The following is a 12,467-nucleotide window of genomic DNA, read 5'->3' on the forward strand; positions in this document are numbered from 1 at the left end:
GGCCCGAAATCATGCAGCAAAACTCGCCCCACGCGAACACAGCATTACTGAATTCCGGTCTGCACTGCGCTTATTGCTGGTACATGGCAGACATCATGACAGGCACGGCCGGCATGATCCGGCCGTGCCTGGCTTCAGTGTGGCGGGGTGCCCGGCTGGCCTGACTCCAGCTGGTCCCGCACCGCGGCGATATGGTCGCCGGCGGCATCGACGGCCGCTTCGAGATCCTGCTCGCTGCAGTGAAGCTCGCGGCACCAGTACTGCACTTCAAGCGGATCCATCAGGTTAACGCGGCCCGGATCCAAAGGCCTGAACTGGCTCGTTGCATCGATCATGCTCGCCTCCTGTCCGTGCCTCGGCGCGACACGACCCTTGCATTGTAGGCAGTGATCGCGATCGCGTTGCATGCAATGCGGACGCTGTGCGCCATGCCATGCACGCGACTCGGCATATGATGCACGGGTTACCCACGCCGACAGGACACCGCATGCCCCGCTCTTCCGGTGCAAAGCTCTGGTCCACGCTGAACAAGGCCGCCACGCGCAATGCCCGCCGCATGCAGCGCGAGCTCAACCGCAACATCACCAGGCCGATGACCGAGGCCATCGTGCGCAACGCGGTGAAGCAATCCGCTGCAGTCACCGCGGCCACGCAACGCGCGCTGTCCGGCGTGGTATCGCCGGCCGAGCCGCCGCGCAGCCGCGGCAGCGGGCGCTGGGAGGAGGGCAGTTGGGGCGCCGGGCCGCTCGCGCCGCGGCGCTATCGCATCTTCGTGCCGGCAGGCGCCAATGGCAGGCGCCGCGCACCGATGCTGGTGTTGCTGCATGGCTGCGGGCAGGACACCGCCAGCTTCGCCGCGGTCACGCGTGCCGCCGCCGTGGCGCGCGAAGCCGGCTGGGTGGTGCTGCTGCCCGAGCAGAGTTCGCAGGCGAATGCGCAGCGCTGCTGGAACTGGTTCAAGCCCGCCGGGCAGGGCGCAGTGGAAGCCGGCCTGCTGATGGCGATGATCGAGCAGGCATGCCGCATGCATCCGGTGGCGGCGAATCGCGTCAGTGTGCTCGGCCTGTCAGCGGGTGGGGCGATGGCATTGACGCTCGGCCTGCGCTATCCCGCGCGCTTCGCGGCGGTCGGCTCGCATTCCGGTGCAGTGCCGTGGAGCGCCACCAACGCGGCCCAGGCAACACGCGCGATGCGCGGCCAGCGCGGGCCTGATGCGCAGGCCGTCCGCGCGCTGCGCCTGGGCCTTGCCGGCCGGCGCCCGCCGCCGCTGTTGCTGCTGCATGGCGATGCCGACGCCATGGTCGATTTCAGCAACGCCACCGCGGCGGCGGCGCTGTGGATGCACCTGCAGCCCGAAGGCGCGCATCCCCTCGCTGCCGTGCCGGCGCGGCGCGTCCAGCGCGGCATGCGGCGTGCGGTCGATGTGTTCGACTGGACCGAGGGCAAGGCGCCCTACCTGCGGCTGGTGCGGATCGAAGGGCTGGGCCACGCCTGGAGCGGCGGGGCGGGAGGGCACGCGTTCTCGGATCCGGCCGGGCCGGATGGGTTGAAGCTGGCGTTGCGGTTTTTTCTGGAGGTCGGGGGATAAGCCGCCTCACCCCAGTGACACCGGCTCAATCACCACATCGCTGACCGCGCAAGCCACGCACGGCAGGATCAGCCCTTCCTCTTTCTCATCCAGGCTCAGCCCAGGCCATTCGATCCGGTAGAGGATGGATCCGGCAAGCAGCCGGCTGGCACAGGCGCGGCAGGTGCCGTTGCGGCAGGAGTTGGGCAGCGGCACGCCGTCGAGCAACGCGGCTTCCAGCAAGCTCAGTTCGGGCGACGCGGCAAAGGTCTGGCCACCCGGCAGCACCTGTGCGGTGAATTCCCCGTCGATGTCAGCGACGGACGCTGCGCGTTCATCCATGGGATTCGTCCTGTGCCTGCGGAAACTGCGCGCGTCCATGGGTGGCGTCGCGCAGGGCATCGCGGGCCGCATCCACTTGCGTGGCTGGAAGGCGCAGCACCAGCGTTGCCAGCGCGCCGTAGGCGGTATCGGCCAGCGTGCAGCCGTGCTGGGCGGCCTGCTCGATCCAGCGGCGCACGCGTGGCTCGTCGGCATAGTCGACCGATATCGTCAGCGTGGCGTAGGCGATGCGCTCGATGCGTTCGGCCGACTTCAGCGCGGCGGCGATGGCATCGGTGTAAGCGCGCACCAACCCGCCAGCGCCCAGCTTGACACCGCCGTAGTAGCGCACCACCGCGGCCAGCACGCCGTCGAGGTCGTGGTGGCGCAGCACTTCCAGGATCGGCCGGCCGGCCGTGCCGGAAGGCTCGCCGTCGTCGGACATGCCCGACGCGCCGCCGGCGAGCAGCGCCCAGCACACATGGGTAGCGGTCGGGTGTTCCGCGCGCAGCGCCTGCAGCACGGCCATGGCCGCGTCGCGGTCGGCCACCGGCAAGGCCAGGGCCAGGAAACGGCTCTTGCGGATTTCGATTTCGGCCTGGACGGGGCGGGCTAGCGTGTAGGTCGGCAAGCGGGACAGATGGAAAAAAGCTGCGCGGTGCGGTCGCGGACAGAACCCGCAAGTGTACCGCAGCGGATTACCCATCCCGGCCGCGCCCCGCCTCAAGTGTTGCATCGTCAACTTCCTGTCACAAAGACGCCCTACGATCTGCGGCGGTCGGGCGCAATGCCGTCCGCCGCCCGCCTGTGCCAACAGGTGCCCGGCCGCCCGCGTGGTGCCGGCGCGATCAAGCAGTCAAAAAACCAGATCCATCCCTTTCCCCGGATAAAACCATGCAACAACAACCTGATGCTGGCCGCCGCAAGGCCCTGAAACTGCTGGCGGGCGCGCCGATGCTTCCGCTTGGCCTGGCTTCCGCCGGCCTGCTGGCCGGCTGCGGCGGCGGCGACGATGCCGTGGCGGCACCTTCACCCGCCACGGCGCCTGGCGCCACCTTCACCACGGCCGAGTTCATCCCCATGAACGCGCCCACGCTGGCGGAGCCCGCGGCGATGGCGACCACCACCGTGGGCTCGAGCCTGAAAGTGTCGTTCAGCGACGGCAGCAGCACCACCTACAAGCTTGCATACCAGCCGTTCTTCATCACCGGCGACATGCTGCCGGACGGCAAGGGCGGCACTGTCGTGGCTGGCGGCTACTACAACATCGACAACCAGCCGATCCTGGACAACTCCGTGGCCGGCAAGGAACGCCAGTTCTTCTCCGACGCACCGGACGGCAGCTCGCTGCTGACGCTGGCCAACCCGGCCGTGCCCGGCGTCAAGGGCAACACCGTGTTCGCGGTGGTGCAGTTCGAGTACACCTCGCGCAACCAGAACAACACCAGCATGTACGGCCTGCTGCCGTCGCCGATCGCCGTGGTGACGCTGGACCAGGACCCCGCCACCGGCAAGCTGACCCCGGTGAAGTACCACAACGTCGATACCTCCGGCGTCAACGGCCTGTGGATCACCTGCGGCGCGAGCCTGTCGCCGTGGAACACCCACCTGTCGAGCGAAGAGTACGAAACCGACCTGAAGGACGCCGCGGCTGTCACGCAGCTGCAGGGCTACAGCCAGAACCTGTACGGTGACTCCACCAAGGCCAACGCCTACAACTACGGCCACCTGCCCGAAGTGACGGTCAACCCCGACGGCACCGGCACCATCAAGAAGCACTACTGCCTCGGCCGCATCTCGCACGAGCTGGTGCAGGTCATGCCCGACGAGCGCACCGTGCTGATGGGCGACGATGCCACCAACGGCGGCCTGTTCATGTTCATCGCCGACAAGGCGCGCGACCTCTCCAGCGGCTCGCTGTACGTGGGCAAGTGGCAGCAGACCTCTGGCGTTGGCCCGGGCAGCGCCACGCTGTCGTGGATCAAGCTGGGCAGCGCCACCAGCGCCGAGATCCGCGCGCTGGTCGATGGCGGCATCCGGCTGGCCGACATCATGGACGTGCAGACCGCCAACCCGAACGACAGCAGCTACACCCGCATCATCTACAACGGCAAGGCCAACTGGATCAAGCTGGTGCCGGGCATGGAAAAGGCCGCGGCCTACCTGGAAACCCACCGCTACGCCGCGCTGGTAGGCGGCAGCCTGGGCTTCACCAAGATGGAAGGCACCACGGTCAACATCAAGGACAAGAAGGCCTACTCCGCGATGTCGCGCATCGAGTCGAGCATGCTCGCCGGCAATGCCGCCAACGCGGGCGACATCCAGGTCGAAGGCCCGTACTCCGGCGCCGTCTATGAGCTGAACCTGAAGGGCGGCCAGACCGACAAGGGCGGAAGCGCCATCGACAGCGAATGGGTGCCGGTCGACATGGCCGCGGTGCCGGCGCTGGTCAGCGAAGACCTCGGTGGCGGCAAGATGAAGCAGCAGGACGCGCTCGGCAACTTCGCCAACCCGGACAAGGTCGCCACGCCCGATAACCTCAAGTTCTCGGAGAAGCTGCGCACGCTGTTCGTCGGCGAGGACAGCAACACCCACGTCAACAACTTCCTGTGGGCCTACAACGTCGATACGAAAGTGCTGAGCCGCGTACTGTCGTGCCCGGCCGGCGCCGAATCGACCGGCTTGCATGCGGTGGACGAGATCAACGGCTGGACCTATGTGATGAGCAACTTCCAGCACGTGGGCGACTGGGAATCGCCGCTGCATGACACGGTCAAGCCCACGCTCGACCCGCTGGTGCGTGCCAATTACAAGGACCGCTTCGGCGCGGCGGTAGGGTACCTGACCGGGGATCCGACGGGCGTGAAGCTGTCGAAGGCCTGACGCCAGGCGGTCGCCGTGGCATGAAGGCGGCGGCGATTCGCGGCCGCCAGTGCATCCCGGGTCCGCGCGGAGTCTGCTACGCTAGCCGCTAATCCGGCAAACGAGCCAGTCGCCATGACCGACCAGACCCACGACCCCGACGCGCGCCGCATGGCGCCCGCCACCGAGCGCAATCGCGCGCCCATCCTCGCGGTGCTGCGCAATGTGCTGCCCACCAGCGGCACGGTCCTGGAAATCGCCAGCGGCACCGGCCAGCATGCGGTGCACTTTGCCGCGGCGTTTCCAGGCCTGACCTGGCAGCCGAGCGATCCCGACAGTGCCGCGCGCGAATCGATTGCCGCATGGACCGCGCATGCGGGGTTGGCCAATGTGCGCGCGCCGCTGGACCTTGACGTGTGCCGCCAGCCCTGGGGCATCGATGTCGCCGATGCCATCGTCTGCATCAACATGCTCCATATCTCGCCGTGGGCCGCGGCCGAGGCACTGTTCGCCGGCGCGGGCAAGCTACTGAAGCCTGGCGGCGTGCTCTACCTGTATGGTCCCTATCGCCGCGGCGGCGCGCATACCGCGCCGAGCAATGCCGCCTTCGACGCACAGTTGCGCGCCACGGACGCTGAATGGGGCGTGCGCGACATGGAAGACGTGGTTGCGCTGGGCGCCGCGCAGGGATTGCGCTGCGACGAGCCGGTGCCGATGCCGGCGAACAACTTCAGCCTGGTGTTTCGCAAATAGCCGCGTTGCGCGGCGCTTTCAGCCGCGCACCAGCATCACGATGGCCGTGGCGATCAGGCACACGGCAAACAGTGCGCGCAGGCGCCGCTCGGGCAGCCGGTGCGCCAGCGCCACGCCCCAGGAGATCGTCAGCATGCCGCCCAGCGAAAGCGGAATGCCGCTGGCCCAGTCGACATGCCCGGCGTGGGCATACGTGCCCAGCGCCACCACCGCGCCGGGCGTCACCAGGGCCAGCGCCAGCCCCTGAGCCGCGGCCTGGCGCAGCCCGAACAGCCCCACCAGCGCCGGCGCCGCGACCACGCCGCCGCCCACGCTGAAGAAGCCGGAAAAGACGCCGCCGACCGCGCCGACCAGCGGGATCCAGTGCGGCGACACGCGCGCCTGCTGCGCCGTGGCCGCGCGCCCCGGCAGCAGCCGCCACAGGAAGTACAGCGCCAGCCCGATCATGAAGACCGCGAAGATGCGCCGTAGCGCCTGCGCGTCCATCGCGGTGGCCGCGCGTGCCGACAGCCAGGTAGCCAGCACCGCCGACAGGCCCAGCACCAGCGCGGTGCGCAGGGCAATATCCGCGCGCTTGCGGTACTGCCAGAAGCCGATCAGCACATTGGGCGCGATCATCACGAGTGCGGTGCCTTGCGCCAGCTGCTGGTCCATGCCGTAGATCAGGCCCAATGCCGGGATCGCGATCAGCCCGCCGCCGATGCCGAACAGCCCGCCCACCGCACCGAGCATGCCGCCAAGGCCAAAAATCAGGAGCGAGGACAGCAGGGAATGGTCAGGCATCGGAGGAGGGGTGAGGCAGGGCAAGGCAGGGCAGGGGCAATGCGGGACGTGAATGCGGCGGCGCGCGAAAAACCGGAAGCGCGAAAGCGGAAAGCCGGATGCGCAGCGGGCACCATCATACGCGACAGGGCCCCGCAGCTGCTTTGCACTAAAATCGTCGTTCATTTCGATCCAGCGGCGCCGGCTGCCCGCCAGGGCGCTGCCGCGCCGCGCCCCGCCACGGAGAAAACGATGAAGGTCCAGAACATCCTGCAGACGATCGGCAATACCCCGCATATCCGCATCAACCGCCTGTTCGGCAGCGGGCACGAAGTCTGGATCAAGTCCGAGCGCAGCAATCCGGGCGCCTCGATCAAGGACCGCATCGCGCTGTCGATGGTCGAAGACGCGGAGAGCCGCGGCGTGCTGAAGCCGGGCGGCACCATCATCGAGCCGACCTCCGGCAACACCGGCATCGGCCTGGCCATGGTGGCCGCGGTCAAGGGCTACAAGCTGGTGCTGGTGATGCCGGACAGCATGTCGATCGAGCGCCGCCGGCTGATGCTGGCCTACGGCGCCAGCTTCGACCTGACCCCGCGCGAGAAGGGCATGAAGGGCGCGATCGCGCGTGCCGAGGAGCTGGTTGCCGCCACGCCCGGCGCCTGGATGCCGCAGCAGTTCGACAACCCCGCCAACGTCGATGTGCACATGCGCACCACCGCGCAGGAGATCCTGAGCGACTTCCCCGAAGGGCTCGACGTGCTGATCACCGGCGTCGGCACCGGCGGCCACCTGACCGGCTGCGCCCGGGTGCTGAAGGAAAAGTGGCCGCAGCTCAAGGTGTTCGGTGTCGAGCCGGTGGCCTCGCCGGTGATCTCCGGCGGCGCGCCGGCACCGCACCCGATCCAGGGCATCGGCGCCGGCTTTATCCCCGGCAACCTCGACACCGCGCTGCTCGACGGCGTGATCCAGGTCGATGCCGAACCCGCGCGCGAGATGGCCCGCCGCTGCGCGCGCGAAGAAGGCATCCTGGTCGGCATCTCGTCCGGCGCGACACTGGCCGCGATCGCGCAGAAACTGCCCGAGCTGCCGGCCAATGCGCGCGTGCTGGGCTTCAACTACGACACCGGCGAACGCTACCTGACGGTGGAAGGCTTCCTGCCGGCCTGAGGCCGCTGGCTGGCGGCGACGCCGGGCCAGGCGGTCGGCGGATGCGCGCCGTCAGCGCGAGGACAGGCGGTGGCGCTTGTGCCAGTCGGCCAGCGACTCCTCCGGCCAGGTGTCGCAGTGCACGTGGCCCTTGCCCTTGGGCACATCGACCCAGGGCGCGGCGGATTCCAGCGAGGCCTCCACCACCTCGGGCGGGCGCGGCAGCGGCGTGTCGATGGCCGACGCGTGCGGATGCACCAGCTCCGGCCAGCGCGGATCCCACAGCCACAGCGCGCTGCCGCATTTCACGCAGAAATGCCGCTGCGCCGGCGAGCGCCGCGCGCGCTTGCCTGGCTCGCGCAGCACCGCGTGGTAGATGCCCAGGTACTTGCGTCCGCGCACGTGCAGCGTGGCGGCATCGCCGCCGATATTGATCGCATAGCCACCGCCGCCGGCCGTCTTGCGGCAGATCGAGCAATAGCAGTGCATGTATGGATACGGCGAGTCCGATTCGAGCGAGAAATGGACAGCGCCGCAATGGCAGGAGCCTTCGAGATGCATGGTGGAGTCCTTTGCGCATTGGCGGTTTCTGCAGTTCCTTGACTGTAGAAAACCCTGCACAAAGTGCAAAACCAGTCGCGCCTGGCTCGCCTTACCGCGCCGTGGTTACAGCGCCTTGCGGAAAGTCAGGTTGACGCGCGCGCGTCCCAGCAGCGGATGGTCCCCATCGGCCAGCGGCGCCACGCCGTGGAAGGCCAGCCGCGAAGGGCCGCCCCACACCACCACGTCGCCATGCGCCAGCCGCACGCGCTGCGGCCGGTCCGCGCGGCGCATGCCGCCGAACAGGAATACCGCCGGCAACCCCAGCGAGACCGATACGATCGGCGCGCTGAAGTCGCGTTCATCGCGGTCCTGGTGCAGCGACAGGCGCGTGCCGGGCACATAGCGGTTGACCAGGCAGGCATCAGGCGCGAATCCCGCGAAACCGGCCAGAGCGGCCGCTTCAGCCGCCAGCGCGCGCAACCGCGGCGGCATCGCCGGCCATGGCTGGCCGCTCAGCGGATCGGTGCGGTCATAGCGGTAGCCGCGGACATCCGAGACCCAGCCCGCATCGCCGCAGTTCGTCATCGCCACCGACATCGTCAGGCCGCCGGGCGTCACCATGTGGCGCAGCGGGGCGGCGGCAATGACCGCCTGCACGTCGGCCAGCAGGGCCCCGGCGTCCGCGCGGGCCAGGCCGCGCAGCACCACTGCGCCGTCTGCCAGGGGCTCGGACGCAGGGTTGGCCGGGGCGGGGTCGTCGAGGTTGTCGAAGAGGTCGAAGGTCATGGCTTGAGGGGGGATGCGTCGGACCGCGCGTGGCTGACAATCAATAACTTAGCACTGAAGGGCGCGTCAGCCCACGCATGCAGCCTGCGCATGCCGGCGATGAAATCGGTGGATAAGCCAGCGCTACCCACCGATTCCCGATAGCCGCGCCCTGGGCGGCATTGTCATACTATGCGGACAATGTCGCAGACCGGACATGACAGATCCGGCGAACACATAAGGAGACACCCTCATGCAACGACGTCGCTTCTTCCGCGTCGCGCTGGCTGCCGCCAGCGTCGCGCTGACGGCACCCCTTGGTACCCAGGCGCTGGCTGCCGACGACTTCCCGACCCGCCCGATCCGGCTCATCGTCCCTTATGGCGCTGATGGCGTTACCGACCAGGTGACGCGCGCACTGGCTGACGCGGCCAGCCGTGAACTCGGGCAGGCGATCGTGGTGGAGAACAAGCCCGGTGTCAGTGGCACGCTTGGCGCCACGCAGATGGGGACCGCCGAGCCGGACGGCTACACGCTCAGCATGGCGCCCGTGGTGATCTTCCGCCTGCCGCACGTGCAGAAGATGCGCTATGACCCGCTCAAGGATCTGACTTATATCTCGATGATCGCGGACTACAACTTCGCGGTGGCGGTGAAAAAAGATGCCAAGTGGCAGACCATGCAGGAGTTGATCGCCGATGCGAAGGCAGACAAGAAAGGCATCAGCTATGGCACCACCGGCATCTATGGCAGCCAGCACCTGACCATCTCGGAACTGGCGCGGGTATCGCAATCGAACTGGACCCACGTGCCGTACAAGGGCGACGCCGAGGCCATTACCGCGCTGCTGAGCGGCTCCTCCGATGTGGCCGTGTTGTCGAACACGTTGCTGCCCTACGTGCAGAACGGGCAGATGCGCGTACTGGCGACGCTGTCGGAAAAGCGTGCCGCGGATTTCCCTAACGCGCCGACGCTGAAGGAGATCGGCTATCCGGTGTGGTCGAACTCGCCGTTCGGCATCATCGGCCCGGCGAACATGAAGCCAGCGGTAGTGAAGCGGCTTGACGAGGCCTTCCGCAATGCGCTCAGGGATCCGAAGTTCCTGGCCGTGACGCGCCAGTACGGCATGGTCACCAACTACATGAATCCCGAGCAATACGCCGCCTATGCGCAAAAGGCCTTCAAGAGCGAGGGCGAGATCATTGCGCGGCTGGCCGAGGCGATGAAGAACCAGTAAGCGGTAGCGCGCTGCGGCGTGCCGGCTATGGCGCTTGGCGCGTTGGGCCGATCAGCAGGGCGCGGCGGAGCGGAGTCCGCCGCGCACGTCCAAGTGCTGGATACCGTTTGCGTTTGCTATCAGCCGCCGAACTCGGCCAGCAGCCTCTCACGGTCCTGATCCAGCACAGGAGGTTTGCGGACCCCCGACAGCGCTTCAGTGCTTCCGAACTTGACCGGATTGCCCGCCACCTGCAGCGACTTGCCGTCGCCGATCCCGATTTCCAGGATCAAATCCGGGAACGTGTCGTTTCCGATATCCAGTCCGGCGCCTTGCGCCCGGGCGCCCAGATCGACGAAAAGGCCCTGGCCGATACATTCGAGAGTTCCCGCACGCCGGTACGCGAAGCCTTGCTGATGCTCGCGGCACAGGGTCTCGTCACCATCGTTCCGCGCGCCGGCATGTTCGTGTACAAGCCGAACGCGGCCGAACTGGTCGCCATGTTTGAAACGCTGGCGGAAATGGAGGGCGTGGTGGCGAGGCTTGCCACGCAGCGGATCACCGAGGCGGGAAAGAAAGTCCTCGCGCAGGCGCACGCAGCCGCGGGCCGGTTCGTGGAGGAAGGCGATACGTCCGGCTATATCGAGGCCAACCGCCGGCTCCACGAGGTGCTGTACCAGGCCGCGGCCAACCCGTTTCTGAGGGAGCAGATCGTGCAGCTTCGGCGCCGGCTCGCGATCTACTGGCAGCAGAAGGGTCTGATCAACGATGCGCGGGTGCCGAGCTCGCACCGCGAGCATGGACAGGTCGTGGAGGCCGTGCTGGGTGGCAATCCGGACGCTGCGGGGGAGGCGATGCGCATGCATGTCTCCGCAGGCGGGAAGGCGATTGCCGATCTCGTGCTGCTGGCGGGAGTTGAGACGATATAACGAAAGGGGGCGCTTCTGGCAAAGCTCTTCGTATGTAGACCGTAAAATTCCGGTTTCCTGCAGCATCAACGCATAGGCCGCCTGAAAAGGCGGCCTTTGTGTCATGGAAGCGCCGATTTCCCGGCGCCTCTCCTGGGCGTCAGGCGAACGTATCGACCTCGCCGCGCACCAGCATTCGCGCAGACCGTACCACCGGTTCCTCCGGTGCGGCGGTCTCAGCCAGCGTGCCCGTACCGAAGGCCGGTTGCCCGCGCCCGTTGCCGGGCGCCTGTTGCTGTTGCTGCCCATTGCCGGCCTGGCCGGCAAAGCCGTCCGCACCGATGGAAGTCTGGCCCAGCTGGATGCCGTTCTCGGACAGCGCGGTGCGCAGGTGCGGCAGCGCCGCCTCCACCGCGGCGCGGACCGCCTGGTGCGGCGAGACGAACTGGGCCTGGGCCTGGTCGTTGACCACGTTGAGCACGACCTTCAGCGGGCCGAGGTCGGGCGGGTTCAGTTGCAGCTCGGCGCTTTGCGAGCCTTGCGTGCTGAGGCGGATCATCTGCTGGCCGAGGGCCTGCGGCCACTGGCTGTCGTACAGCGCGGGGGCGACCACCGGGCGAGCGGCTGCGGCCGCGGCAGCCGCCGGGGCCTGGGCCGAGTGCTGGCTGGCGAGTGTGGCGGCCAGGGCCGGCGAGTCGTCTGCGCTGATCGTGGCGGTGCTGGCCTCGCTGGCGCGCGCGGCAGCCTGCGCGGCGGCGAACGATGCAGGCCCCGGGCGCGCTTCGCCGGTGCCATTGGCGGCGGCAAGCGGATCGGTGCGATGCTGGCCGATGCCGCTGTCAGGCTGCTGGCCGGCGCTGTCTTGCTGCGCCGGCATGCCAGTAGACGGCGCGGATTGCGCGAGGGCCGCGGCCGGCCTGGCGTCGGTGGCGGCCGGCGTGCTGCCCTGCATCGCGGCGCGTTGGGAGGCAATGGTTGCGAGCGTGTCGGCGACTGAGGGCTGGGCCGGCCCGGCCTCGGCAACCGCGACCTGCAGCATGCCGGGTAATGCGGCGTCGCCCCGCTGCGCCGGTGCCGGGGTGCTGGCAACGTCGGCTGTGTCGGCAGCTGCCGGTTGCGCGGCGCCCGCCAGCGCGGAGTGCAGGGCAGCGCTGCTGCCTGCGTCGGCGGCCGAACCGACCGCTGCGGCGGCAGCACCGGTCGCTGCTGCCGTGGCCGGGCTCGTTGCCGGCAGCAGCAACGCCAGCGCCGCGGCTGCCGCTGCTGCGGCGGCATCGGCGGATCCGGTGGTACTAGTGCTGTCGTCGTCTTCCTTCGCCTTGTCGGCGGTGGCTGGCTTGCCCTCCGGCGCCTGCGGCTTGCCGGTGTCGGCGCGCGACGGCTCCGGCGCAGCCTGCTTGTCGCTCGCGGACTTGTCCTGCCCGGCGCCTGCATCCCTGGCCTTGGTTGCCGGAGCTTGCTGGGGGCCGCTTTCGCGGGCGCGCGTCATTGCGTCGCCGAAGCCGTTGGTGCCGCCGGCGGCTCGCCTGGCGCTTTCAGCTGCACCGGCAGCCGCCCTGGCGGCATTGGCCGTGTTGCTGACAATCTGGCTGATATCGATCATGTCTTCCTGCTGCGGATT

Annotated in this window: 13 protein-coding genes; 6 read left to right on the plus strand and 7 right to left on the minus strand. The window is 68.4% G+C overall.

What is annotated here, in order from left to right:
* Positions 1-134: 134 nt before the first annotated feature.
* On the minus strand, positions 135-335 hold the full coding sequence (locus J8I34_RS14005) for a DUF3606 domain-containing protein (protein WP_029045258.1): 201 nt from the start codon (positions 333-335) through the stop codon (positions 135-137).
* Positions 336-487: 152 nt separating this feature from the next.
* On the opposite strand from J8I34_RS14005, the gene J8I34_RS14010 reads away from it, so the two are divergent.
* A complete protein-coding gene (locus J8I34_RS14010; RefSeq protein ID WP_029045259.1) occupies positions 488-1,588 on the plus strand; it encodes an extracellular catalytic domain type 1 short-chain-length polyhydroxyalkanoate depolymerase in 1,101 nt (366 codons plus the stop codon).
* Between the two features lie 6 nt (positions 1,589-1,594).
* Here the strand turns inward: J8I34_RS14010 and J8I34_RS14015 are convergent, their stop codons facing one another.
* Both J8I34_RS14015 and J8I34_RS14020 read right to left on the minus strand, forming a co-directional pair.
* Positions 1,595-1,909 carry a 2Fe-2S iron-sulfur cluster-binding protein gene (locus J8I34_RS14015; protein ID WP_209806283.1) on the minus strand — a complete coding sequence of 105 codons (315 nt, stop codon included), beginning with the start codon at positions 1,907-1,909 and terminating at the stop codon, positions 1,595-1,597.
* Positions 1,902-2,519 carry an IMPACT family protein gene (locus J8I34_RS14020; RefSeq protein WP_029045261.1) on the minus strand — a complete coding sequence of 206 codons (618 nt, stop codon included), beginning with the start codon at positions 2,517-2,519 and terminating at the stop codon, positions 1,902-1,904. Before J8I34_RS14020 ends, J8I34_RS14015 begins: the two co-directional genes overlap by 8 nt.
* A gap of 263 nt (positions 2,520-2,782) precedes the next feature.
* On the opposite strand from J8I34_RS14020, the gene J8I34_RS14025 reads away from it, so the two are divergent.
* Positions 2,783-4,771, plus strand: coding sequence for a PhoX family protein (locus J8I34_RS14025; RefSeq protein ID WP_209806284.1), 1,989 nt, complete (start codon positions 2,783-2,785; stop codon positions 4,769-4,771).
* Positions 4,772-4,885: 114 nt separating this feature from the next.
* Positions 4,886-5,503 (plus strand): DUF938 domain-containing protein, encoded by a 618-nt coding sequence (locus J8I34_RS14030; protein ID WP_209806285.1) that lies wholly within the window; start codon positions 4,886-4,888, stop codon positions 5,501-5,503.
* 18 nt (positions 5,504-5,521) lie between these two features.
* Here the strand turns inward: J8I34_RS14030 and J8I34_RS14035 are convergent, their stop codons facing one another.
* Positions 5,522-6,286, minus strand: coding sequence for a sulfite exporter TauE/SafE family protein (locus J8I34_RS14035; protein WP_209806286.1), 765 nt, complete (start codon positions 6,284-6,286; stop codon positions 5,522-5,524).
* A 231-nt stretch (positions 6,287-6,517) separates the two neighbouring features.
* Between J8I34_RS14035 and cysK the strand changes: the two genes are divergently transcribed.
* Positions 6,518-7,435, plus strand: coding sequence for a cysteine synthase A (gene cysK / locus J8I34_RS14040; protein ID WP_209806287.1), 918 nt, complete (start codon positions 6,518-6,520; stop codon positions 7,433-7,435).
* Positions 7,436-7,486: 51 nt separating this feature from the next.
* Here cysK and J8I34_RS14045 read toward each other — a convergent pair whose 3' ends face one another.
* Both J8I34_RS14045 and alkB read right to left on the minus strand, forming a co-directional pair.
* Positions 7,487-7,975, minus strand: coding sequence for a GFA family protein (locus J8I34_RS14045; protein WP_029045266.1), 489 nt, complete (start codon positions 7,973-7,975; stop codon positions 7,487-7,489).
* A 105-nt stretch (positions 7,976-8,080) separates the two neighbouring features.
* Complete coding sequence (alkB, locus tag J8I34_RS14050) at positions 8,081-8,743, minus strand: DNA oxidative demethylase AlkB (RefSeq protein WP_209806288.1); 663 nt, start codon at positions 8,741-8,743, stop codon at positions 8,081-8,083.
* 232 nt (positions 8,744-8,975) lie between these two features.
* Here alkB and J8I34_RS14055 point away from each other — a divergent pair, with 232 nt between their 5' ends.
* Positions 8,976-9,959 carry a tripartite tricarboxylate transporter substrate binding protein gene (locus J8I34_RS14055; protein ID WP_209806289.1) on the plus strand — a complete coding sequence of 328 codons (984 nt, stop codon included), beginning with the start codon at positions 8,976-8,978 and terminating at the stop codon, positions 9,957-9,959.
* 107 nt (positions 9,960-10,066) lie between these two features.
* Positions 10,067-10,867, plus strand: a complete 801-nt coding sequence (locus tag J8I34_RS14060; protein ID WP_245175930.1) for a GntR family transcriptional regulator — start codon at positions 10,067-10,069, stop codon at positions 10,865-10,867.
* Between the two features lie 139 nt (positions 10,868-11,006).
* Here J8I34_RS14060 and J8I34_RS14065 read toward each other — a convergent pair whose 3' ends face one another.
* Positions 11,007-12,449, minus strand: a complete 1,443-nt coding sequence (locus J8I34_RS14065) for a flagellar hook-length control protein FliK (RefSeq protein ID WP_209806290.1) — start codon at positions 12,447-12,449, stop codon at positions 11,007-11,009.
* Positions 12,450-12,467: the final 18 nt, after the last annotated feature.

The organism is Cupriavidus phytohabitans (assembly GCF_017815025.1).
In the GTDB taxonomy this organism is placed as follows: domain Bacteria; phylum Pseudomonadota; class Gammaproteobacteria; order Burkholderiales; family Burkholderiaceae; genus Cupriavidus.

Coding starts and splice junctions, on each gene's coding strand:
- J8I34_RS14010 (WP_029045259.1), top strand. CDS start 488: ATGCCCCGCTCTTCCGGTGCAAAGCTCTGGTCCACGCTGAACAAGGCC.
- J8I34_RS14045 (WP_029045266.1), bottom strand. CDS start 7,975: ATGCATCTCGAAGGCTCCTGCCATTGCGGCGCTGTCCATTTCTCGCTC.
- J8I34_RS14065 (WP_209806290.1), bottom strand. CDS start 12,449: ATGATCGATATCAGCCAGATTGTCAGCAACACGGCCAATGCCGCCAGG.
- alkB (WP_209806288.1), bottom strand. CDS start 8,743: ATGACCTTCGACCTCTTCGACAACCTCGACGACCCCGCCCCGGCCAAC.
- J8I34_RS14055 (WP_209806289.1), top strand. CDS start 8,976: ATGCAACGACGTCGCTTCTTCCGCGTCGCGCTGGCTGCCGCCAGCGTC.
- cysK (WP_209806287.1), top strand. CDS start 6,518: ATGAAGGTCCAGAACATCCTGCAGACGATCGGCAATACCCCGCATATC.
- J8I34_RS14025 (WP_209806284.1), top strand. CDS start 2,783: ATGCAACAACAACCTGATGCTGGCCGCCGCAAGGCCCTGAAACTGCTG.
- J8I34_RS14015 (WP_209806283.1), bottom strand. CDS start 1,909: ATGGATGAACGCGCAGCGTCCGTCGCTGACATCGACGGGGAATTCACC.
- J8I34_RS14030 (WP_209806285.1), top strand. CDS start 4,886: ATGACCGACCAGACCCACGACCCCGACGCGCGCCGCATGGCGCCCGCC.
- J8I34_RS14035 (WP_209806286.1), bottom strand. CDS start 6,286: ATGCCTGACCATTCCCTGCTGTCCTCGCTCCTGATTTTTGGCCTTGGC.
- J8I34_RS14005 (WP_029045258.1), bottom strand. CDS start 335: ATGATCGATGCAACGAGCCAGTTCAGGCCTTTGGATCCGGGCCGCGTT.